The sequence below is a fragment of the Sphingomonas sp. P4_G3 genome, assembly GCF_056401105.1.
In genome coordinates this window covers 475,581-497,039 of record NZ_JBFUJZ010000003.1, presented here as the reverse complement: position 1 = coordinate 497,039, position 21,459 = coordinate 475,581, and the positions used below count along the sequence as shown (strand labels likewise).

At 66.2% G+C, this 21,459-nt stretch carries 23 protein-coding genes and 1 pseudogene; 17 read left to right on the top strand and 7 right to left on the bottom strand.

Annotated elements, in window-relative coordinates:
* Positions 1-12 precede the first annotated feature (12 nt).
* Positions 13-693 carry an anti-sigma factor gene (locus tag AC1DQQ_RS10470; RefSeq protein WP_478045130.1) on the bottom strand — a complete coding sequence of 227 codons (681 nt, stop codon included), beginning with the start codon at positions 691-693 and terminating at the stop codon, positions 13-15.
* Positions 683-1,252 carry a sigma-70 family RNA polymerase sigma factor gene (locus tag AC1DQQ_RS10465; RefSeq protein ID WP_478031120.1) on the bottom strand — a complete coding sequence of 190 codons (570 nt, stop codon included), beginning with the start codon at positions 1,250-1,252 and terminating at the stop codon, positions 683-685. Before AC1DQQ_RS10465 ends, AC1DQQ_RS10470 begins: the two co-directional genes overlap by 11 nt.
* Before the next feature lie 46 nt (positions 1,253-1,298).
* On the opposite strand from AC1DQQ_RS10465, the gene AC1DQQ_RS10460 reads away from it, so the two are divergent.
* Complete coding sequence (locus tag AC1DQQ_RS10460; RefSeq protein WP_478045128.1) at positions 1,299-2,129, top strand: EamA family transporter; 831 nt, start codon at positions 1,299-1,301, stop codon at positions 2,127-2,129.
* 221 nt (positions 2,130-2,350) lie between these two features.
* On the opposite strand, the gene AC1DQQ_RS10455 is transcribed toward AC1DQQ_RS10460, so the two are convergent.
* On the bottom strand, positions 2,351-3,157 hold the full coding sequence (locus tag AC1DQQ_RS10455) for a cold-shock protein (RefSeq protein ID WP_478031117.1): 807 nt from the start codon (positions 3,155-3,157) through the stop codon (positions 2,351-2,353).
* 208 nt (positions 3,158-3,365) lie between these two features.
* On the opposite strand from AC1DQQ_RS10455, the gene AC1DQQ_RS10450 reads away from it, so the two are divergent.
* The 7 genes from AC1DQQ_RS10450 (at position 3,366) to AC1DQQ_RS10420 (ending at position 8,871) form a co-directional block, all read left to right on the top strand.
* The gene (locus AC1DQQ_RS10450) at positions 3,366-4,163 is read left to right on the top strand and encodes a TerC family protein (RefSeq protein ID WP_478031116.1); all 798 of its coding nucleotides are present in this window, start codon (positions 3,366-3,368) and stop codon (positions 4,161-4,163) included.
* Between the two features lie 57 nt (positions 4,164-4,220).
* Entirely contained in the window at positions 4,221-4,841 is a 621-nt protein-coding gene (locus AC1DQQ_RS10445) for a ribonuclease D (RefSeq protein WP_478041507.1), read from the top strand.
* On the top strand, positions 4,834-5,478 hold the full coding sequence (gene lptC, locus AC1DQQ_RS10440) for an LPS export ABC transporter periplasmic protein LptC (protein ID WP_478041508.1): 645 nt from the start codon (positions 4,834-4,836) through the stop codon (positions 5,476-5,478). The genes AC1DQQ_RS10445 and lptC overlap by 8 nt, the downstream gene beginning before the upstream one ends.
* Before the next feature lie 146 nt (positions 5,479-5,624).
* Positions 5,625-6,401 carry an LPS export ABC transporter ATP-binding protein gene (gene lptB / locus AC1DQQ_RS10435; RefSeq protein ID WP_478041509.1) on the top strand — a complete coding sequence of 259 codons (777 nt, stop codon included), beginning with the start codon at positions 5,625-5,627 and terminating at the stop codon, positions 6,399-6,401.
* 7 nt (positions 6,402-6,408) lie between these two features.
* On the top strand, positions 6,409-7,911 hold the full coding sequence (gene rpoN / locus AC1DQQ_RS10430) for an RNA polymerase factor sigma-54 (protein WP_478041510.1): 1,503 nt from the start codon (positions 6,409-6,411) through the stop codon (positions 7,909-7,911).
* A 41-nt stretch (positions 7,912-7,952) separates the two neighbouring features.
* Entirely contained in the window at positions 7,953-8,342 is a 390-nt protein-coding gene (locus AC1DQQ_RS10425; protein WP_478031110.1) for a hypothetical protein, read from the top strand.
* 229 nt (positions 8,343-8,571) lie between these two features.
* Entirely contained in the window at positions 8,572-8,871 is a 300-nt protein-coding gene (locus AC1DQQ_RS10420; protein WP_478045127.1) for a putative quinol monooxygenase, read from the top strand.
* Here the strand turns inward: AC1DQQ_RS10420 and AC1DQQ_RS10415 are convergent.
* From AC1DQQ_RS10415 to AC1DQQ_RS10405, 3 genes are read right to left on the bottom strand one after another with little or no spacing between them, the layout of a single operon-like run.
* A complete protein-coding gene (locus AC1DQQ_RS10415; RefSeq protein ID WP_478041512.1) occupies positions 8,865-9,572 on the bottom strand; it encodes a DUF899 family protein in 708 nt (235 codons plus the stop codon). The genes AC1DQQ_RS10420 and AC1DQQ_RS10415 overlap by 7 nt on opposite strands.
* A 52-nt stretch (positions 9,573-9,624) precedes the next feature.
* Entirely contained in the window at positions 9,625-10,692 is a 1,068-nt protein-coding gene (locus tag AC1DQQ_RS10410; protein ID WP_478045126.1) for a zinc-binding dehydrogenase, read from the bottom strand.
* Between the two features lie 47 nt (positions 10,693-10,739).
* The gene (locus tag AC1DQQ_RS10405) at positions 10,740-11,738 is read right to left on the bottom strand and encodes a ligase-associated DNA damage response exonuclease (protein ID WP_478045282.1); all 999 of its coding nucleotides are present in this window, start codon (positions 11,736-11,738) and stop codon (positions 10,740-10,742) included.
* A 62-nt stretch (positions 11,739-11,800) separates the two neighbouring features.
* Here AC1DQQ_RS10405 and AC1DQQ_RS10400 point away from each other — a divergent pair, with 62 nt between their 5' ends.
* The 9 genes and pseudogenes from AC1DQQ_RS10400 (at position 11,801) to AC1DQQ_RS10360 (ending at position 20,783) form a co-directional block, all read left to right on the top strand.
* Positions 11,801-12,478 (top strand): hypothetical protein, encoded by a 678-nt coding sequence (locus AC1DQQ_RS10400; RefSeq protein WP_478045124.1) that lies wholly within the window; start codon positions 11,801-11,803, stop codon positions 12,476-12,478.
* Between the two features lie 164 nt (positions 12,479-12,642).
* A complete protein-coding gene (locus AC1DQQ_RS10395; protein ID WP_478045122.1) occupies positions 12,643-15,048 on the top strand; it encodes a ligase-associated DNA damage response DEXH box helicase in 2,406 nt (801 codons plus the stop codon).
* A gap of 61 nt (positions 15,049-15,109) precedes the next feature.
* Positions 15,110-16,096: an aspartyl protease family protein gene (locus AC1DQQ_RS10390; RefSeq protein WP_478045121.1), complete on the top strand. Its 987-nt coding sequence runs from the start codon at positions 15,110-15,112 to the stop codon at positions 16,094-16,096.
* Positions 16,097-16,118: 22 nt separating this feature from the next.
* A pseudogene (locus AC1DQQ_RS10385) lies at positions 16,119-16,873 on the top strand (UdgX family uracil-DNA binding protein); the annotation flags it as partial.
* Between the two features lie 194 nt (positions 16,874-17,067).
* On the top strand, positions 17,068-18,438 hold the full coding sequence (locus AC1DQQ_RS10380; RefSeq protein WP_478045120.1) for an arylsulfotransferase family protein: 1,371 nt from the start codon (positions 17,068-17,070) through the stop codon (positions 18,436-18,438).
* A complete protein-coding gene (locus AC1DQQ_RS10375; RefSeq protein ID WP_478031094.1) occupies positions 18,435-18,668 on the top strand; it encodes a hypothetical protein in 234 nt (77 codons plus the stop codon). The genes AC1DQQ_RS10380 and AC1DQQ_RS10375 overlap by 4 nt, the downstream gene beginning before the upstream one ends.
* Complete coding sequence (locus AC1DQQ_RS10370; protein ID WP_478031093.1) at positions 18,665-19,066, top strand: hypothetical protein; 402 nt, start codon at positions 18,665-18,667, stop codon at positions 19,064-19,066. The genes AC1DQQ_RS10375 and AC1DQQ_RS10370 overlap by 4 nt, the downstream gene beginning before the upstream one ends.
* On the top strand, positions 19,017-20,072 hold the full coding sequence (locus AC1DQQ_RS10365) for a sulfotransferase (protein ID WP_478045118.1): 1,056 nt from the start codon (positions 19,017-19,019) through the stop codon (positions 20,070-20,072). Before AC1DQQ_RS10370 ends, AC1DQQ_RS10365 begins: the two co-directional genes overlap by 50 nt.
* Positions 20,073-20,132: 60 nt before the next feature.
* Entirely contained in the window at positions 20,133-20,783 is a 651-nt protein-coding gene (locus AC1DQQ_RS10360) for a DedA family protein (protein WP_478045116.1), read from the top strand.
* On the opposite strand, the gene AC1DQQ_RS10355 is transcribed toward AC1DQQ_RS10360, so the two are convergent.
* Entirely contained in the window at positions 20,749-21,447 is a 699-nt protein-coding gene (locus AC1DQQ_RS10355; protein WP_478045115.1) for a DJ-1/PfpI family protein, read from the bottom strand. The two genes, AC1DQQ_RS10360 and AC1DQQ_RS10355, sit on opposite strands and share 35 nt — an antisense overlap.
* Positions 21,448-21,459: the final 12 nt, after the last annotated feature.

The window sequence follows — 21,459 nt, the reverse complement described above, 5'->3', positions numbered from 1 at the left end:
CCTTGGATGCAGCTAGGCGATCGAGAGCTTGCCGCTCGCCACCACCGGTCCGGTCGGCAGGCCAGTCGGCGACCCGCCCAGTGGTTCGATCGACACCGCCAGCATGATCCCGGCTTTCAGGCCGCGACGCTTCTCCATCGGCAGCATCATGCGCGACGGTCCGGTCGAGGCCAGCATTCCCATCGGCTTGGGCACGCCGTCGCCGCCGATCATCCAGAGCTGCGCGGTCTTGCCCTGGGGCGCCATCCCGGCCTCGCCGATCCGCATCTCGCCGGTGGTCATGTCGACCATCGCCGGCACCGCGCTCGATTTATCGCTCATCATCAACGAGGCGACCATCATGTGGTGCGGCGGGCCGGCCACTTGCGACGTCGGTTGCAGCACGACGAACAGCGCAAACATCGCTGCGACCGCGCCGACCAGCGCTGCTATCGGCCAACGGAAGCCGGGTGTCGCCCGTGCCTGGGGCAGCGGCTCGGGCGCGGTCAGCCGTGCGGCAACCGAGTCGGGGGCCGCCACCTCGGGATAATCGTCGAACAGGCCGGCCAGCCGCTGGCGCCATTGCTCGACCTCGCGCGCGAAATGGGGATCGGCCAACACCCGGCGCAGCGCCGCGGCGCGCTCCTCGCCGTCGAGCAGGCCGAGCGCGAGTTCGGCGGCGGTCATATCGGGATCGGGAGCGTCAGGCGTCATCGACACATCCCCTCAGCTGGAGCAGGCCGCGCCGCATGATGCTCTTCATCGTGCCCAATGGCACGTTCTTGCGCTCGGCCAATTCGGCATAGGTCACGCCGTCGAAAAAGGCCGTGCGGATCGCGTCGCGCGCGCGCTCGTCGAGCGCGTCGAGGCAATCGTGTAGCCGTTGCGACTCCTGGTCGCGCTCGGCGATCTCGCGCTGATCGGGGGACGGATCGGCTACCAACGCGGCCTCCTCGACCGGATGCGAGGGCCGGGCGCCTCTTGCCCGCACCCAGTCGATCGCCTTGTTGCGCGCGATCGTCGCCAGCCACGAAATCGGACTCGCGCGGCCGGGCTCGTACGCGCCGGCGCGCTTCCAGATCGTGAGATAGACCTCGTGCAATACATCTTCGGCAGCGCTCCGCTCTCCACAGATACGCAGGCAAATTCCGAAAAGCTTCGCCGATGTCAGCCGGTACACGTCCTGCAGCGCCGCGCGATCCTCCTGCCCGGTACGCACCAACGCCTCGGTCAGGCGGGCGCGCGCGGCGGCGGGATCGGTAGGTGGGCGCACGCCCCATGACTAGACGTCGGCAGCGGCGCACGCAATTAGGGCGAGGATGACCGCCATGCTCGCGCCGCTGCTGATGATCGCTTCGGGATCTGTCCACGCGGTGGTCAATGCCATCGTCAAGGGCGGCAAGGACAAGATGGCGTCGCGCGCGATGACCGACGGGTCGGCGGCGATCATCCTGCTCCCTGCCTTGCTGCTCGTGCCGTTGCCGCAGGGCGCCTGGGTGTGGCTCGCGGCGACGGCGCTGGTCCATGCGCTCTATCTCTACGCGCTGATCCGGGCGTATCAGGTCAGCGATTTCTCTTCGGCCTATCCCGTGCTGCGCGGCACCGCGCCGCTGGTGACCGCGGGCGTGACGCTCGGGCTACTCGGCGATCATGTTTCGACGTTGGCGGTCGCCGGGATCGCGCTGATCGGCGTGTCGATGTTTGTGCTCGCGATCGGCCGTCACCTCAGCCGCGCCGGGTTCGGCTGGGCAGTGCTGACCGGTTTCACCATCGCCGCCTATACCGTGATCGATGCCGCCGGCGTGCGCGCGGCGCCGACGCCGTTCAGCTATATCGCCTGGATGTTCGTGACGATGGGGCTGGTCATCGTCGGCCTGTTCGCGATCCTGACGCGCGGCACTTTGTTCGCATCGATGCGCCAGCAATGGCGGCCGGGCGCGATTGCCGGTGCGCTGTCGATCCTGACCTACGGCCTCGCGCTCTATGCACTGTCGATCGGTCCGACCGCGCCGCTCGCCGCGTTGCGCGAGACCGGGATGGTGACGGCGCTGATCATCGCTGTCGTGTTTCTGAAGGAGCGGGTGACGGTCGGACGCGGGGTGGCCGTGCTGGGGATTCTGGCTGGGGCAGGGCTGATCTTGCGGGGGTAGTTCAAATCCTCCCCGGAACGGGGAGGGGGACCGGCCGCGAAGCGGACGGTGGAGGGGGCCTGCGACCGCTTGCCTCCTCGGTTGTGGATAGTTGGTCGCGGGCCCCCTCCACCACGCGCTAGCGCGCGCGGTCCCCCTCCCCGTTCCGGGGAGGAATAAGAAAAAAGCCCGGCCCGCACATTCGCGGACCGGGCCTTTTCAAAAGCAGAACCGGAGGGCGATTAGATCGACGTCAGGTTCACCGCGGCGTATTTGCCGCGACGATTGTCGACCTCGAGCTCGAATTCGAGCCGATCGCCTTCGTTCAGGCTGGTCATGCCGGCGCGCTCGACCGCCGAGATGTGGACGAATGCATCGGGCTGGCCGTCATCGCGCTGAATGAAGCCGAAGCCCTTCATCGCGTTGAAGAACTTGACCGTGCCGGTCGCCTTCTCGCCAGTCAGCTCGCGGCCACCGCCGCCGCCAGCGCCACCCGGGCCGCCTGCCGCACGCTCGGGGCGCGGGCCGCGATCCTGGACGGGCAGGGGCTCGCCCTCGATCTTGAGGTCGGTCGCCGAAATGCGGCCGCCGCGATCGACGAGCGTGAAGCCCAGCGGCTGACCCTCGGCCAGGCCGGTCAGGCCGGCCTGCTCGACCGCACTGATGTGCACGAACACGTCCTCGCCGCCATCGTCGCGAACGACGAAGCCGAAGCCCTTTTGTCCGTTGAAGAACTTTACGACGCCGGTGCCTTCACCGACGACCTGGGGGGGCATGCCGCCACCGCCACCGCCGCCGCCACGGAACCCGCCGCCACCGCCGCCGCCGCCGCGGAAACCACCGCCGCCGCCGCCGAAGCCGCCACCACCGCCGAAGCCGCCACCGCCGCCGCGATATCCACCGCCGCCGCCACCATAGCTGCTACCGCCGCCGAAGCCACCGCCGCCGAAATCACCACCGCCGCCGCCAAATTCGTCACCGCCGAAATTGTCGCGCTTGTCACGGCCGCGACCACCACGATTGCCACGGCCACCTTTATCGAAACTCATGCCCTGTTCGTCTTTCCGGTTCGCCCCGTATCACATTCAAGAACCAACGCGTCGGACGACAGACGCAGGCCTTCGGACGCAAACCAATAGCGCCTTAGTGCGAGTCTTAGCCGAAAATCGGCCACGCCGCGAACAAAATCGTCGGCATTCCTGCCCTTGTCGTCGCGATACTTGCGCGAGCGTGGCCAAGACGGCACAGCCCTGCCCCATGTCGATCATCGAACTTCTCGCCAGTCCGGCCGCTTGGGCGGCGCTGTTGACGCTGATCATGATGGAAGTCGTGCTCGGCATCGACAACCTGGTCTTCGTCGCGATCCTGTCGAACAAATTGCCCGAGGCGGACCGTGCCCGCACGCGGCGAATCGGGATCGGGCTCGCGCTGATCATGCGTCTGCTGCTGCTCACGACGATCAGCTGGATCGTCGGCATGACGGCGCCGGTGATCGATCTCGGGCTGACGGGTGCTGCCGACGCGCATGGCACTCCCAGCTTCGAGACCGCCTTTTCGATTCGCGATCTCATCCTGATCGCGGGCGGCCTGTTCCTGCTCTACAAGGCGACGACCGAAATCCATCACAGCGTCGATCCGGCCGAATCGGACTCGCCACTCGACAAGACCAACAGCCAGAAGTCGCTCGGCTTCGCGTCCGCGATCGCCCAAATCCTGGTGCTCGATCTGGTCTTCTCGATCGATTCGATCCTGACCGCCGTCGGCATGACCGACGAATTGCCGATCATGATCGTCGCGGTCGTGGTCGCGGTCGGGGTCATGCTGCTCGCCGCCGATCCCTTGTCCAACTTCATCGCCAAGAACCCGACCGTGGTCATGCTCGCGCTCGGCTTCCTGTTGATGATCGGCCTCGTGCTGATCGCCGACGGCTTCGGCGTCCATGTCCCCAAGGGCTATGTCTATACCGCCATGGCCTTCTCCGCCGGGGTCGAGATCCTCAACATCTGGAGCCGCAAGGCGCGCGAGCGTCGAGGCGGGAACAGCGCCGCTCACTGAACGCCGCATCTTCCCCAGCCATTGAGCGTTCGGCTCGGAAGGGCTAGGCGCTAGGCGATGACCGTATATCTCCATGAGGAAGACCTTCCCGCCGGGCTGTTCGCGCCCGGCGCCGCGATCGCCGTCGATACCGAGACGATGGGGCTGATCACGCCGCGTGACCGATTGTGCCTGGTGCAATTGTCCGATGGCGGACCCGACGAGCATCTCGTCCGTTTCGGCCCCGGCAGCGATTATGCCGCGCCCAATCTGAAGGCGCTGCTCGCCGATCCGGCACGCGACAAGCTCTATCATTTCGCGCGCTTCGATCTCGCCGCGATCAAGCATTATCTCGGCGTCACCGCCGGCCCGGTCTATTGCACCAAGACCGCGTCGCGGCTGGTCCGCACCTATACCGACCGCCATGGCCTGAAGGAATTGGTCCGCGAGCTGCTCGGCCAGGACATTTCGAAACAGCAGCAATCGTCCGATTGGGGCGGTCCTGAGCTGAGCGACGCGCAAAAGGATTATGCCGCGTCCGACGTGCGCTATCTGCATCGCCTGCGCGACGAACTCGATCGCCGCCTGGTTCGCGAAAACCGCGCCGAGCTGGCGCAGGCCTGTTTCGACTTCCTGCCGTGGCGCGCCGAGCTCGATCTCGCCGGCTGGCCTGAAATCGACATCTTCGCGCATGTCTGACGTCGCGCTCCAGATGCGGTCCGAGCGTCAGCGCTGGGCGGCGCCGGGGAGCGGGCACGACACATTGATCGCGATCCTGCGCGTCGTCCTGCCGTCGGCGGTCGGCGTCGTCGCCGCGCTGATGGTATTCCTGCCGCTGACCGCCGGTGGCGACGTCAGTTTCGTGCTCGATCGCAACAAGGTGGAAATCACCAAGGAACGCCTGCGCGTCCAGTCGGCGACCTATCGCGGCCAGGATGACAAGGGCCAACCCTTCACCTTGACCGCGCAATCGGCGGTGCAACGCGACGCCACCCAGCCGATCGTCGAGATCGACCGGATGAACGCCGATATCCTGCTGTCGGACGGTCCCGGCACGCTTCAAGCGCCCAAGGGCAATTACAATCTGAAGAGCCAGCAGGTCGACGTGTCGGGGCCGATCACCTTCACCGGCCCCAGGGGCTATAGCCTCCAGAGCAAGGCGGCGACGGTCGATTTGAGGAAGCGCACGATGCAGGGGACGGGCGGCGTCTCCGGCACCTTGCCGCAAGGTAATTTCAACGCCGATACGATGAACGCCGACCTCGAGAATCGCGTGGTGCGGCTCAACGGACGCGCGACCATGCACTTTAGCGGCAAGGCCAAGCGCAACCGATAGCCCGATTTATTGGCGCATCCGCCGCGCACACGCTTGCTCGCGGCGAGACGCCGGTGCATGGCACCGCGCGCGCCATGCACAAAGCTTGCCAATTGCCTGTCCGATAACCATTCAGTAACCAAGAGGCGGGCACTCAGGGAGCCGATATGAACGATACCGTTACCCTGGAAGAGATACCGCCGATCGCGGAAGCCCCGGTGATGCGCGGCCTGTCGGTCGTGTCGATCGCCAAGTCCTACGACAAGCGAGTCGTGCTGACCGACGTGTCGCTGTCGGTGGGCCCAGGCGAAGTGATCGGGCTATTGGGTCCCAACGGCGCCGGCAAGACCACCTGCTTCTATTCGGTGATGGGGTTGGTGAAGCCCGATTCGGGCCGCATCATGCTCGATGGCGACGACATCACCGGATTGCCGATGTACCGCCGCGCGATCCTCGGCCTGGGCTATCTGCCCCAGGAAACCTCGATCTTTCGCGGTCTGTCGGTCGAAAAGAACATCCTCACCGTGCTGGAACTCTCGGAGCCCGACAAAGCGGCGCGCGAACGCCGGCTCGACCAGTTGCTCGACGAATTCGGCCTGACCCGCCTGCGTGACGCGCCCGCCATGGCTCTGTCGGGCGGCGAACGCCGCCGCGCCGAGATCGCGCGGGCGCTCGCCGCCAATCCCTCGATCATGCTGCTCGACGAGCCGTTCGCCGGCATCGATCCCTTGTCGATCTCCGACATTCGCGACCTGATCGTCGAATTGAAGAAGCGCGGCATCGGCGTGCTGATCACCGACCATAATGTCCGCGAGACGCTCGACATCGTCGATCGCGGCTACATCATCTACGATGGACGCGTGCTGTTCGCCGGCTCGCCCGAGGAACTCGTCGCCGACGAGAATGTCCGCCGGCTCTATCTGGGAGAGAGCTTCCAGCTCTGACCAGCCCATGAGTCTCGCGCCTCGCCTTGATCTTCGGCAGTCGCAATCGCTGGTGATGACGCCGCAGTTGCAGCAGGCGATTCGCCTGCTCGCGCTGTCGAACCTTGAAGTCGAAACCTTCATCGCCGAGGAGATCGAGCGCAATCCGTTGCTCGACAGTTCGAGCGCGGGCAGCGATGACGACGGCCCGATCGTCGAACGCGAGGCGCCGGTCGCGATGGGCGACGAGCCGGCCAGCGCCGATGCCTTGTTGAACGGCGAGAGCGGCGGCGAAGCGTCGCTCGACGTCGACTTCGCGGCGGAAAGCTTCCACCACGATTCGCCGTCCGATCAGGCCGGGATGGATGGGTCGCTCGGCATGAACGGCGGCACGTCGGGCGGGGCGAGCGAGGACGGTCCCGATCTTGACGCCTTTGCCGACACCAGCCTGACGCTTGCCGATCACTTGCTGACCCAGGCGGGCGAAGTGCTGTCGGGCGCCGACATGTTCGTTGCCCAGCATCTGATCGACCTGATCGACGAAGCGGGATATCTGACCACGCCGTTGCTCGACATCGCCAACCGGCTCGGCGTGCCGCTGGTGCATGTCGAGGACGTGCTCAAGGTGATCCAGACGTTCGACCCAACCGGGGTCGGCGCGCGCGACCTCGCCGAATGCCTCGCGCTCCAGGCGAAGGAGGCCGACCGCTACGATCCGTGCATGGCGCGATTGATCGATAATCTCGACCTCGTCGCGCGCGGCGAGATGTCGCGGCTGCGGCGGATTTGCGACGTCGACGACGAAGACCTCGCCGACATGATCCGCGAGTTGCGCAATTACGACCCCAAGCCCGGATGTCGATTCGGCGGCGAGCCGATGCAGGCGGTTGTCCCCGATCTCTATGTCGCGCGCGCCAAGCAGGGCTGGGCGATCGAGATCAACGCGGCGACGTTGCCCAAGGTGCTGGTCAACCGTTCCTATTATGTCGAGCTGTCCTCGGGCCCGCAGGACAAGACGGCCAAGGCGTGGCTGAGCGAGATGCTTGCCAGCGCCAACTGGCTGGTCAAGGCGCTCGACCAACGCCAGCGCACGATCATCAAGGTCGCGAGCGAGATCGTGAAGCAGCAGGAAGCGTTCTTCCTCCATGGCGTCGCGCATCTGAAGCCGATGACCCTGAAGCAAGTGGCCGACGCGATTGAGATGCACGAATCGACGGTCAGCCGGGTGACCTCGAACAAATATCTCAGCTGCGCGCGCGGGCTGTACGAGCTCAAATATTTCTTCACCTCGGCGATCCAGGCGGCCGATGGCGGCGATGCGGTGTCGGCGCAAGCGGTCAAGTCGGCGATTCGCACACTGATCTCGGCGGAGAGTCCGAAGGCGATCCTGTCCGACGACACCTTGGTCGACATGCTCAACGCCAAGGGTTTCGACATCGCGCGGCGCACCGTCGCCAAGTATCGCGAAGCGATGGGGATCGGTAGTTCGGTCCAGCGCCGGCGGCAAAAGGCGCTGGAGGGAGTCGGGTAGTTTTTTACCGTTCGGCAAAACATTCGCTCTAACCAAACGGCATGGCTGCACATTTCACGGTCCGGGCCGAACCCTCGCGCGATTTGATTCGCATCACCATGTCCGGCTTCTTCAATCCCGACGACATCCAGGCATTTTGCGACGCGCGCGCCGCGGAACATGCCCGCCTGACCTGCGGGCCCAACCAGCATGTCACGCTCAACGACCTCAGGGCGATGAAGGTGCAGGCGCAGGACGTGGTCGCCGCCTTCCAGAACCTGCTCGCCGATCCGGCCTATCGGTCGCGCAAACTCGCGTTCATCGTCGACCGCACGCTGGCGCGCAGCCAGCTGATGCGCGCGCTCAACGGCCGCACCGCGAAATGCTTCGAAAATCGCGTCGATGCCGAGCAATGGCTGTTCGCGCACGATTCGGAGATGGTGGCGGCCTGACGGGCCGTCCTTTCTCCTGCATCACCCCGGCCTTGTGCCCGTGCCGCCAGCGCGGAACGATGAGCTCAGGCATCTCGCTCGCCGGCCCGGTGGAGGCCGGGACGAGGCCGGCATGACGTGAAAAGGACCGGATGCGCCATATTTCTTTTATTTTCCTTGTTTTCTAATACTTTCGTTAGTTCCCCAGAACGCGAAAATGCTCTAGCCTCCCACCTAGGGAGAGGGCGTCATGATCATCGTCACCGGCAGCATCACCGCGAAGGAGGGCCAGTTCGAGCCGTTGCGCGATGCCTGCCTCGCGCACGTCCACCGCTCGCGGACCGAGGACGGCTGCATCAGCCATGCGGTTCATATCGATGCCGAAAACCCGCTCCGTCTGGTGTTTTTCGAGGAATGGCGCGACCTGCCCGCGCTGCAGGAACACTTCCTCACGTCCGGCATCGCCCAGCTGATGGGCGCGATTCGCGAGCACGCCGCGTCGAGCGAGAAGATCACGACCTACAGCGCGCAAAAGGCGCCGGATCAGTAGTCGATGCTTGGATACCAGTCGGTGCCGCGCCCGGCGGGGATCGTGTCGAGCACGTTCCATAGCGGAGACATTTCGGGCGCGCCGCGCGGGTCCTGACCGGGATCCTGGGTTCCGCCCAATTCCGATCCCCAGAAATGGCGGATCGTGCCGTCCTTGTCCCTGGTGAACACATCGTAGGACGGCCAGTCGCCATCGTCGTGCCAGGCGTTGTGATCGCGGCCGAATGCCTCGCTGGTGTCGCTATAGAGCGGCAGACCGCGCCAACCGCGCTCCTTGGCGAAATCGTACAGTCGTTCGACGGGCGACCGCGCGATCACCGCCAGCGCGACCTTCTGGCGCAAGTCGAGCGCATTGGCTGCCAGCGCGCCGAGAAATTGGGTACACATCGGGCATGGCCGCGCGCGTTCGGGGCCGAACATCCAGCAATAGGTGACGAGCGCGTCATGCCCTTCGAACATATCGGCGAGTCCGACCTCGCCGTCTTTGCTTTGGAAGCGATAGTCCTTCGTGACCACCGGCCCTGGCGGCAGCGCGCGGCGTTGCGCGGCGACGCGTTCCAGGTGTCGTCGTAATTCAACTTCCTCGGCGAGAAGCTTCTTGCGAGCCTCGGCGTAATCGGCGCTTTCGCCTGGATAGGGATGATGCGCCTTATCGGCGAGCTCGCTGGCGGGAGCGAGCATTTTGACGTCGGCCTCGGCCATGATCCTCTCCTTTTCGCGCATCAAAGCGTTCGAAGTCGGAGTCGGGTTCCTATCAGGCGATGGCCGGATCGACCATGATCTTCACGTGGTTTTCGGGATCGCCGAGGTCGGTGAACGCCTGCGGCACGCCGTCCAGCCCAACCGTCCCGGTGATGACCCGGCCGACGTCGACCGTCCCCTCGGCGATCTCGCGCAACGTCGCGGCGAACTCGTCGGGGGTGTAGCCATAGACGAATTCCAGGTTGAGTTGCTTGGTGATCGCCATCGATGGACGGAAGCTGTCGGGTTCCATGCACACGCCGGCGACGACGATCTGCGCGCCGGGCGGGCAATCCTCGATGATCCGTTGCACCATGCCCGGCACGCCGACGCATTCGAACACGATTGGGCGGGCGTGCAGCTTGCCCGCCATTCTGGCGATGTGCGCCTCCGCCTCGGTCGCGGGGACGCCATAATCGGCCCATTTGCCGTGCGGGCCTTCGACCGCGGGATCGACGATGACGTCGGCACCCATCCGTTCGGCCTCGGCGCGGCGGCGCGGCGAGAAATCGGCGGCGATCACCGGCCCCTTTCCGGCGATCTTGAGCGCGGCGATGATCGCCAGCCCGACCGGCCCACAACCGATCACCAACGAGGCCGATCCGGGCTCGAGCGCGGCGCGCGCGACGGCATGCGCGCCGACCGCGAACGGCTCGGTCAGCGCGGCAAGATCGTCGGAAAGGCCATTGGGTACTTCGAGCAACAACCGCTCGTCGAGCAGCATGCGTTCGGCGAACCCACCCGGCGCCGAAGGCGAATAGCCGACGGGATGATAGCCTTTGGAAGAATTGGTGACCGGTACCGAGACCACGCGCGTTCCCGGCTTGAGCCGATGCGGCGTGTCGGGACCGTAATCGAGGATTTCGGCACAGAATTCGTGGCCCATCACCATGTCGGGCAAGGGGCGCGGCGGGCCGCCGGTGCGCTCGGCGACCATCTTGTCCATATGGTGGAGCGCGTGGAGATCGGACCCGCAAATGCCGCAACGTAGCGTCCGCACCAGCACCTGCCCCTTGTCGGGGGTCGGCTCGACGATCTCGTCGAGTTCCAGCCGCTGCCCCCGCTTGACCACTGCCCGCATCGCGCTCTCCTTTTTCCGTACCCTCTTTTCGAAAATACGGAGCGCGGTCAATCGTCCTCGTCTTCGTACCCCACCAGCGCCAGCGCGCGTGCCTTGATTTGCCGCGTCTCGCACCAATGGATCAGCGCGTCCTCGCGGCCATGCGTAACCCACACTTCCTTGGGCCCGATCTCGATCAGCGTTTCGGTCAATTCGTCCCAATCGGCATGGTCGGACAGGATCAGCGGCAGTTCGACCAATCTCTGCCGCGCGCGCTGACGGACGCGCATCCAGCCGCTGGCCATCGCCGTGATCGGGTCTGGCAGCCGCCGCGACCAGCGATCGTTGAGCGCGCCCGGCGGGCACAGCACGATCCGCCCCTGCAACTCGGCCTTTGCGACTCCGGTTGCGGGGCGAAGCTCGCCGAGATCGACGCCCAGGTCGACATAGAGGTCGCACAATCGCTGCAAGGCGCCATGGATGTAGATCGGATCGTCATAGCCCATGTCGCGCAATTCGCGGATCACGCGCTGCGCCTTGCCCAGTGCATAGGCGCCGACCAGCACGCAGCGATCGGGATTGGCGCGCGATGCGGCGAGCAATTTGTCGATCTCGTCATGGGTCTCGGGGTGGCGGAAGACGGGCAGGCCGAACGTCGCTTCGGTCACGAAGACATCGCATTTGACCGGCTTGAACCGCGCGCAGGTCGGGTCGGCGCGCCGCTTGTAATCGCCCGACACGACGATTGTCTCGCCGCGATATCTCAGCACGATCTGCGCCGATCCCAGCACATGGCCGGCGGGGACGAATTCGACCTCGACTCCGCCCATGTCGCGCGGCTCGCCATATTGGACGGCGTGTCCGGCCTGCGGGCCGTAGCGCGCTTCCATGATCGCCAGCGTTTCCGGCGTCGCCCACACTGCTTCGTGCCCGCCGCGAGCGTGATCGGCGTGACCGTGCGTCACCAGCGCGCGGGGACTGGGCACCGACGGATCGATCCAGACATCGGCCGGCGCCACAAAGATCCCCTGTGGATGGGGCGTGATCCAGTCGCCGAGCTTGGTCATCACACCAATATGGCGCGGCGCGCGTTCCTGTTCCATCTTGCCAGGAAATAAGGAGGAAACGGATGCAGCAAATGGCTCTCGATCGGCGGCTCGATCGGCTCGAACGCACGGTCAGGCGGCAGCGGTTGATATTGGGCATGGTCGGATTGGGTGGCGCGGCGGCGTTGCTGATGGCGCTCGCGCCTGCCGCGCCCGGCACGATCGAGGCGCAGGCGATCCGTATCGTCGATGCTACGGGCAAGCCGCGCATCCTGATCGGTGCGCCGCCACCTACCGACGGTCGCCAGCGCAAGGATGCGCAGACCGCGTCGATCGTCATACTCGGCCCCGACGGCGCCGATCGCCTGGTACTGGGCGAGCAGCCGCCGGTGCTGGTCGACGGCAAGGCCTATCCGCGGATCGCGAGCGCGTATGGCCTGTTGATCCACGATGCCAAAGGCAATGAGCGCGGCGGGTTCAGCTTCCTGGACAATGGCCGCGCGATCCTGTCGCTCGACCGGCCCGGTGGCGATGCGGTGCTGCTCACCGCCAACGATAAGACCGGGTTTGCCGGGCTGGTGGTCAACTACCAGAACCCGCTGGGCAAATATGCCGAAGGGCTGCGGATGGGGACGCAAGCCGACACCGTGTGGCTGTCGCTCCAGGACCGTGCCGAGGGCGAGCGCGCAAGGCTGGCGGTCGAGGGCAAAGCGGCGCCGAAGCTGATCGCCCGGCCGGCGGGCGCGCCGCCGGCGCCATAGCGCGATCGGCGGCCCGCACCCTATATCTGCAGGATGAGCGCAGGCTTCCGTCTTTCCATAGCCCCTCCCCTTCAGGGGAGGGGTTGGGGTGGGGCCTATCCACAGGCGACTTGCTTGAGGCACTGCCCCACCCCCAACCCCTCCCCTGAAGGGGAGGGGCTTTAATGGAACTTCCCGCCCCTCTGACCGACTGGTTCGCCGCGCGCGGCTGGCGCCCGCGGCGCCACCAGCTCGAGATGCTCGACGCCGCGCGCGCCGGGCATCACGCGCTGCTCGTCGCGGCGACCGGGGCGGGCAAGACGCTGGCCGGCTTTCTCCCCACGCTCGCCGAGCTGATCGAGACCCCCGCCGAGGGGCTGCACACGCTCTACGTCTCGCCACTCAAGGCGCTCGCGGTCGACGTCCAGCGCAATCTGCTCACCCCGATCGAGGAGATGGGAGTCGATATCCGCGTCGAGACGCGCACCGGCGACACGCCGAGCGACCGCAAGGCGCGGCAGCGCGTGCGCCCGCCGCAGATCCTGCTGACCACGCCGGAAAGCCTGTCGCTGCTGCTCAGCTATCCCGACAGCTTCCTGATGTTCGCCGGGCTCAAGCGTATCGTCGTCGACGAGGTCCATGCCTTTGCCAGCGGCAAGCGCGGCGACTTGTTGTCGCTATGCATGGCGCGGCTCCAGCGGATCGCCCCCGATATGCGCCGCGTCGCACTCTCGGCAACCGTCGCCGATCCCGATGCCTATCGCGCCTGGCTCGCGCCCGACGGCGATATCGACATGGTCGACCTGGTGCTCGGCGAGCCCGGCGCCGATCCCGACATCTCCATCCTGCTGCCGCAAGGGCGCGTGCCATGGGCGGGCCATTCGGGGCGATATGCCGCCGAACAGGTGATGGCGGAAATCGAGACGCGGCGCACCACGATCGTGTTCTGCAACACGCGCAGCCTCGCCGAGCTGATCTTTCAGGATCTGTGGAAAGTGAATCTGATGTCGCTGCCGATCGGCGTGCATCACGGCAGCCTGTCGAAGGAAGCGCGGCGCAAGGTCGAAGGCGCGATGGCGGCGGGGCAGCTGCGCGCGCTGGTCGCCACCGCCAGCCTCGATCTCGGGGTCGATTGGGGCGATGTCGATTGCGTGATCCAGATGGGCGCGCCCAAGGGATCGTCGCGCCTGCTCCAGCGGATCGGCCGTGCCAACCATCGGCTCGACGAGGCGAGCGAGGCGATCCTCGTCCCCGGCAACCGCTTCGAATATCTCGAGGCGCGCGCCGCGATCGACGCGGTCGAGGCGAACGAGCTCGACAACGAACCGTTCCGCCCGGGTGGGCTCGACGTGCTGGCGCAGCATGTCATGGCGTGCGCCTGCGCCGCGCCGTTTCTGAGCGACGAGATGCTCGCCGAGGTGCAAAGCGCGCTGCCCTATTCGGCGCTCGATGGCGAGACGTTCGAGCGCGTGCTGAGCTTCATCCGCGACGGCGGTTATGCCTTGCGCGCTTACGACCGGTTCAAGCGGTTGACGCAGGAGCCCGACGGCTCGTGGCGCGTCAGCCACCCGCGTTTTGTTCAGCAGCACCGCCTCAATGCCGGGATCATCGTCGAGGCGGCGATGCTCAATGTGCGGTTCAAGAACGGTCGGTTGCTCGGCAAGGTCGAGGAGGGGTTCGCCGCCTCGCTGTCGAACGGCGACACTTTCTTCTTTGCAGGCATGAGTTGCGAGGTGTTGCGCATCGATACCGAGGACGTGCTGGTCCGCGCCTCGACCCGCCCGGCGCGCATCCCGACCTATGGCGGCGCGCGCATGCCGCTGTCGACCCACCTCGCCGACCGCGTCCGCGGCTTCCTCGCGCAACCGCAGGAATGGGCGCGCTTCCCCGACGACGTGCGCGAATGGCTGGAAGTGCAATCCTATCGCTCGCGGCTGCCCGAAGCCGGGCAATTGCTGGTCGAGACCTTTCCCCGTGAAGGCCGTCAGTACATGGTCGCCTATAGTTTCGAGGGCTGGAACGCGCACCAGTCGCTCGGCATGCTGGTGACCCGGCGGATGGAGACACAGGGGCTCAAGCCGCTCGGCTTCGTCGCCAACGATTATGCGCTCGCTTGCTATTCGCTCGATCCGGTGACCGATCCGGCGTCGCTGTTCTCGCCCGACATCCTCGAACACGAATTCGTCGACTGGGTGCAGCAATCGCATCTGCTCAAACGCGCGTTCCGCGAGGTGGCGGTGATCGGCGGCCTGGTCGAGCGCCAACATCCCGGCAAGCGCAAGTCGGGCAAGCAGGTCACCTTCTCGACCGACTTGATCTACGACGTGCTGCGCAAATACGAGCCCGGCCATTTGCTGCTCGAGGCCGCCTGGGCCGACGCGCGCGCGCGAATGACCGATGTCGGGCGTCTCGCCGATCTGGTCGATCGTGCCGGTGACACGATGATGCACGTGACGCTCGACCGCATCTCGCCGCTGGCGGTGCCGGTGCTGACTTTGATCGGCCGCGAAACCGTGGCGCAGGGGCTCGCCGACGACGCCTTGCTGATGGAGGCCGAGGTGCTGGCGCAGGAGGCGATGCGGCTCGACTGACCCCCGTTTGGGAGCGTATTATCCGCTTGGTACACGTCCGAAACGGGCGTATGATCCGGGCATGCGCGGGTTTATTCCCTTGCTGGCGCTTGGCATCGGTGCACTGGCCGGACCGCCCCTCGCCGCGCAACAGGCGCAGCCCTCGATCAAGCCCGTCGCCGCCGCTCCCGCCGAGGGACCCGCACCGGACGTCCTCACCATAGGTGAGCGCACCGACCGCATGACGGTGCCGGTGTCGATCGGCCCGCATGGGCCCTTCCCCTTCATCATCGATACCGGGGCCGAACGCTCGGTCGTCTCGCGTGAACTCGCCGGCTACCTCAAGTTGCTGCCCGGGACCGATGTGAAGCTGTTCGATTTCACCGGCGCCGCCCAGGTTACGACAGTAAAAGTGCCGTCGCTGACCGCGGGCAAGCTCGGCACGCCGGCGATGGAAGCGCCGCAGCTGCTGCTGGCCGATATCGGTGCCCCCGGCATGCTCGGTATCGACGCGCTCCAGGGGCAGAAAGTCATACTCGATTTCAACACGCGGCGGATGCTGCTGCGACCGGCGCGGCGCCACGCCTCGGGCGATTTCGTCATTCGCGCCGAGTCGCGTACCGGCCAATTGATCGTGACCAAGGCGTGGTTCAACAATCAGCCGATCGCGGTGGTCATCGATACCGGATCCTGGCTCAGCGTCGGTAACACCGCCATGCTCAAGCTGGCGAAGAAAGCACCGCGATCATACGGGCCGGTAGCGATCACGTCGGTGACCGGGCGAACTTTTACCGCCAATTTCGTCTCGATCAGCAACGTCAAGATCGATACCATCCGGTTCGACAATTTCGGGCTGGTGTTCGCCGATGTGCCGCCGTTCGATCGTTTCGGTCTGCGTGACCAGCCGGCGCTGATCCTGGGGATGAGCTCGCTCAAGCTGTTCGGCCGAGTCGAGCTCGACTTCGTCAATCGCGAGATCGGGTTCAGCCTGCCGCGGCCGCAGATCGATTTTCACGACATCTGCCGAAACGGCAGTGCCGCCTGCAGGAGTATCGGCCCCTCATCCTGATTGGCAGTCCGCCGATAGTTGTTATGCGTCGATCTTCAACCCGGCTCGGGTGACGGTCGGCGCGATGCTCAAGGAGATGCCGCGCAAATATTGGAAAAACATGCCCGAAACCGCGTTGGTACCCGAGTTGATCGCGGGGAGCAGGCGATGGTCGCGACGGCACGCGCGAAGACCGGAGGCAATGTCGGGGCGGCCTGGGTGGCGCTGCGCGACGAGGCGATGCATTGCCGCCGCTGCAATCTCTACAAGCATGCGACCCAGACCGTGTTCGGTGAAGGGCCGGCCGATGCCGATCTGGTCTTTGTCGGCGAGCAGCCGGGCGACCAGGAGGATCTGGCGGGCAAGCCGTTCGTCGGCCCGGCCGGACAGGTGTTCGACCGCGCGCTGGCGGAGGCGGGGATCGACCGCGCCCGCGTCTATGTCAGCAACGCGGTCAAGCATTTCAAATTCGAGCAGCGCGGCAAACGCCGCATCCATTCCAAGTCCGATGCGGGCGAGATCACGGCCTGCCGCTGGTGGATCGAGCAGGAACTAGCACTAGTGAAGCCGCGCGTGACGGTGGCGCTGGGCGCGACCGCGGCGCGATCCTTGTTCGGCAAGACGATGACGATCAGCCGCGAACGCGGCCGCCCGCATGATCTGCCCGAGATCGGCGAAGCCTGGATCACCGTCCACCCCAGCTTCCTGCTTCGGCTGCCCGACGAGGACGCGCGGCACGCGGAATTCGCCAAATTCGTCCACGACCTCAAGGCTGTCGCCAGCCGCCTCCGTCGTTGACCGCGAACATTGCCGGCGCGTTACCGCCGCGCCCGATGCCGAAACCCCATCGCAACCCGGGCGCAAACAAGGGGCAATGACCCTGTCCCAGTGACAAACTTATGCGACAAATCGCGCTTAGCCCGGCCGCAGCGCGACGAAGGAGACGACATGACGGCTGGCGGCGGCCGGAATTCAGAGCGAGCGGGGTGTTGATGGCCCGCGACGAGCGCGCCGCCGACGAGCGGCGGGAGATGCCGTTGCTCGCGCGCCGGGTGCCGCTGTGGATGCTCGTTCTCGTCTGCAACGTGTCGCTGATCCTGGTCGTCGCGGTGGCGGCGCTCGCTCGCAGCGCGGAAAAGCATGGCGCGCTGGGCGTCGCGGCGGCGCAGATTGCCGAAATACCCGACACGATCGGCGATTGGTGGAAAGGCGCCGCGCCCTTCGCCAAGCCGCCTTACGAAAAGCTCCCCGGCGGTTTCCAGCGCAATGTCGCGCGGTCGTTCGTCGATCCGGGCTATGCGCTGATCACCCCTTATGACACCAAACGCGGCCGCGCGACTGTCCAGCTGATCCGTCTGTCCGATGGTCGGATACTCAAGGAGTGGCTGCCCGACGTCGCGGCGATCAATGCGCACTCGCGTTTCCAATCGGCGATCGTCGACCTCTATCGCGACAAAAGCGTGGACCGGATGCGACCGATGCATCCGATGCTGCTCGCCAATGGCGACTTGCTGGTCCACGACAACACGCCCTTGTCGCGGATCGACGGCTGCGGGCGGCCGCGTTGGGTGATTGACGGCATCTTCCACCATTCGCTCGAACGCGCCGCCGACGGGACGTTGTGGATTCCCTATCGGCTGACGCGGTCCAACGTTCCCGGTGTCGGCGCTAAATTCGCCGACGAGGCGCTGGCGCAGGTCGACGAGAAAGGCCGGCTGATCCGTGTCGAGCGATTGATCGACATCCTCGACCGCAACGATCTCGGCGGTTTGTGGCGTGGCCGCCCCTATGAGGAGGACCCGTTCCACCTCAACGATATTGAGCCGGTGCTGACTTCGGGCCCTTATTGGCAACAGGGCGACGTCATCCTGTCGCTCCGCAACATGTCGCTGATCGCGCTCTATCGCCCTTCGACCGGCCGCATCCTGTGGACGCGCGCGGGACCGTGGTCGGCGCAGCATGACGTCTCGATCCTCGACGATCATCGTATCATGGTGTTCGACAATCACGTGCGCTGGGGCGTGGCGGAGCGGCGCGTCGACGGCAACAGCCGCTTGCTGATCTATGATCTGGCGACCGACAGGGTGAGCTCGCCGCTGGCGGCCACCTTCGCCGTACGCGGCATCACCACCGCGACCCAGGGCCGCGCCACGCCGCTGTCGAACGGCGACGTGATGGTCGAGGAGACCGAGCGCGGCCAGCTGATGCGCATCGCCCCCGACGGCAGCCTGCGCTGGCGCTACGTCTCCGCCGACCCCTCCGGCCGCCGCTTGTGGCTGAGCTGGAGCCGCTATCTCGACCCCAATGATCCGGGGGTCCTTTCCGCCGTCAAGGCGGCCACTGCCAGGGAGCAATGCACATGACCCCCCATCGCATTCCCGCGCTGACCGGCGCGATCCTGCTGACGATGATCCCGGCGATCGCCCAAGCCTATAGCGGCCCGGGCGTCGGGCTCGGCGCAATCGGCGTCGTGCTCGGTATCCTCGGGTCGGTGTTCCTGATGACCGTCTCGCTGATCTGGTATCCGGTCAAGCGCCTGATCCGCAGCTTGCGCCAGCGCCCGGCGCCGCCGCCGCGCGACAGCAAGGCATGATCGGGGCGATCGCACCGATCGTGCTTTTGCTCGCCGCGATCGTCGCAGCGGGCGAACTCGCGCGCCGGCTGCGCATCGTGCCGCGCTTCGCCACGCTTGCCGCGCTCGGACGTCGCGCGGGCACCGTGCTCGCCCGGCGCGGCGTGTCCGATCATCTGAAGGAGCGCGCAACGCGCATCCTGGCGGGCCGCATGATGGCATCGTCGCTGACCGCCGGAGCGATCCTGGCGCTGGTGATCGCCCCGGTCGTCTTGCTGCTGCTGGCTGACGGGACGGTGCCGCTAGGCGTGCGCGCCGCCTTTTTCGATTGGCAAGCGCGTCTCCTCATCCTTGTCGTGAGTCTGATCTATGTCCTCGCTCGATGGCGGATCGGCCGGCGGCGGCTACAGCCGCGCTGACCGTCTGCTCCACCGCCTGGCGATGAACCCGGCGGTGCTCGACCTGTCGTTCGACCTCGAGCGCGCGCGTTATGGCGCCGCCGCCCGGCTGCGCGACGGCGGCGCGCCGGTGTTCGTCACCGGGCTGGCGCGCGCCGGCACCACCATCCTGCTCCGCTTGCTCCATGACAGCGGTCAATTCGCGTCGCTCACGTATCGCGACATGCCGTTTCCGCTCGCGCCCAACAGCTGGCAGTGGATGAGCAAGCGGTCGCGCCACGATGTGGCCACGCAGGAACGCGGCCATGGCGACGGCATCGCGCACGACCTCGACAGTCCGGAGGCGATCGAGGAAGTGTTCTGGCGCACCACCGAGGGCAAGCGCTACATCACGCGCAGCCATCTCCATCCGCACCACCCGCTGCCCGACAGCGTGGATGCCTTCCGCGATCTCGTCGCGTTGGTGCGCCACCGCTACGATCGCCCGCGCTATCTGTCGAAGAACAATGCCAATGTCCTGCGCCTCGGCGGCATCGTCGTGGCGTTCCCCGACGCGGTGCTGATCCATCCGTTTCGCGATCCGCTGCAACAGGCGGCGTCGCTGCTCAACCAGCATCGCCGCTCAGTCGCGCTCGGCCGGGCCGATCCGTTCCGCGCGAGCTATATGCGCTGGCTCGGCCATTACGAATTCGGTCGCAGCCACCGGCCGCCGTTGATCCCTGGTGCGCCTGCCGCGAGCGAGCCGACTGACCGGATCGATTACTGGCTGGCGATCTGGAGCGCGGTTCACCGTCTGTTGCTCGACCAGCCGGGCGAGGTGAGGGTGCGGCAAGTGTTCGTCGATTACGATGCCTTGTGCGCGCAGCCAGCCGCTGGTGTCGCGCGCGTTGCCGCCGCGACGAGCGTGGTGCTTGGCTCGGGTGACAGCCTCCGACCGCCGCCGGTGCATGGGGTCGAGGGCGCGAGCGACGACGTGCTCGCCGAGGCGCGTGCGGTCCATAGCCAATTGGTTGCGCGCGCCCGTTGAAGTTGTCGCGCCCGATTGCCGATTGACCCTAACCGGCCATTCTGCGCATCGGTCGGTCCCATGATCGAGAAAATCCTGGGCTGGCTGGCCGGCATCATCATCGCCGTGATCTCGTCGGGCGGCTATCTTGGCATCGTGTTGCTGATGGCGATCGAGAGCGCGTGCATTCCGTTGCCGTCCGAAATCATCATGCCGTTCGCCGGCTATCTCGTCTCGACCGGGCGGTTCGACCTCTATCTAGCCGCGACGGCCGGGGCGATCGGCTGCAACCTCGGCTCGATCGTCGCCTATGAGATCGGCAAGCGCGGCGGCCGCCCGCTCGCGCTCAAATGGGGCAAGTACGTGCTGGTCGGCCCGGGCGAGATCGACGCCGCCGACCGCTTTTTCGAGCGTTACGGCTCGATCGCGGTGCTGATCGGCCGCCTGCTACCGGTCATCCGCTCGTTCATTGCCTTTCCGGCCGGCGTTGCGCGGATGCGGCTGGTGCCGTTCCACATCTATACGTTCCTCGGCTCGTGGCCATGGTGCTTCGGGCTCGCCTGGATCGGCATGAAGCTCGGCAAGGCATGGGACAGCGATCCGCGGCTGAAGGCGGCGTTCCATTCGGCCGATGTGGTCATCGCGGGCCTGCTGGTCGCGGCGGTCGCCTTCTACCTGTGGCACCGCCTGCGCGGGGTCAGGAAAAGCCCAGACGCGCCGCCGCGGCCCTGAACTTTTCCTCGCGGTCGGGCGCCAGCTGCGCCACCCGCCGCTGATAGGTCGCGACCAATTCGGGTCCGGCTTTCTCGGGTGATCCGGCGTCGAATGGCGGTGCGGGGTCATATTCCAGGCTGAGCTGTACCGCCTTGGCGAACTCCGGACTGCGCACCTCGGCCATCAAGGTCAGCGCGAAGTCGATCCCGGCGGTCACGCCGCCGCCGGTCACGCGGTTATGGTCGACCACCACGCGCTCGGGCACCATTTCCGCTCCGAACATCGCGAGATAATCGCGCCACGACCAATGCGTCGCCGCGCGATAGCCCTCGAGCAGCCCCGCCGCGCCCAGGATCAGCGACCCGGTGCACACGCTCGTCACCCAGCGCGCTTCGGCCCCGACCGCGCGAACCCACGCCATCGCCTCGTCGTCGGCGATCACCTCGGTCACGCCCATGCCGCCCGGGACGCACAATATGTCGGCGCGTGACACCTCGGCGAAGGTCGCTGTCGGCACGATCGCGAACCCGGCGTCGGTCGCGACCGGCGCACGATCCTTCCACACCAGATCGAGATGCACATTGCCCAGCCGCGACAGCACTTGCGCCGGCCCGGTCAGGTCGAGCTGGGTGACGTTGGGGAACAGCAGGAAAGCGACGGAAATCGGCGGAATGCTGGCCATGAGCGGACTCCT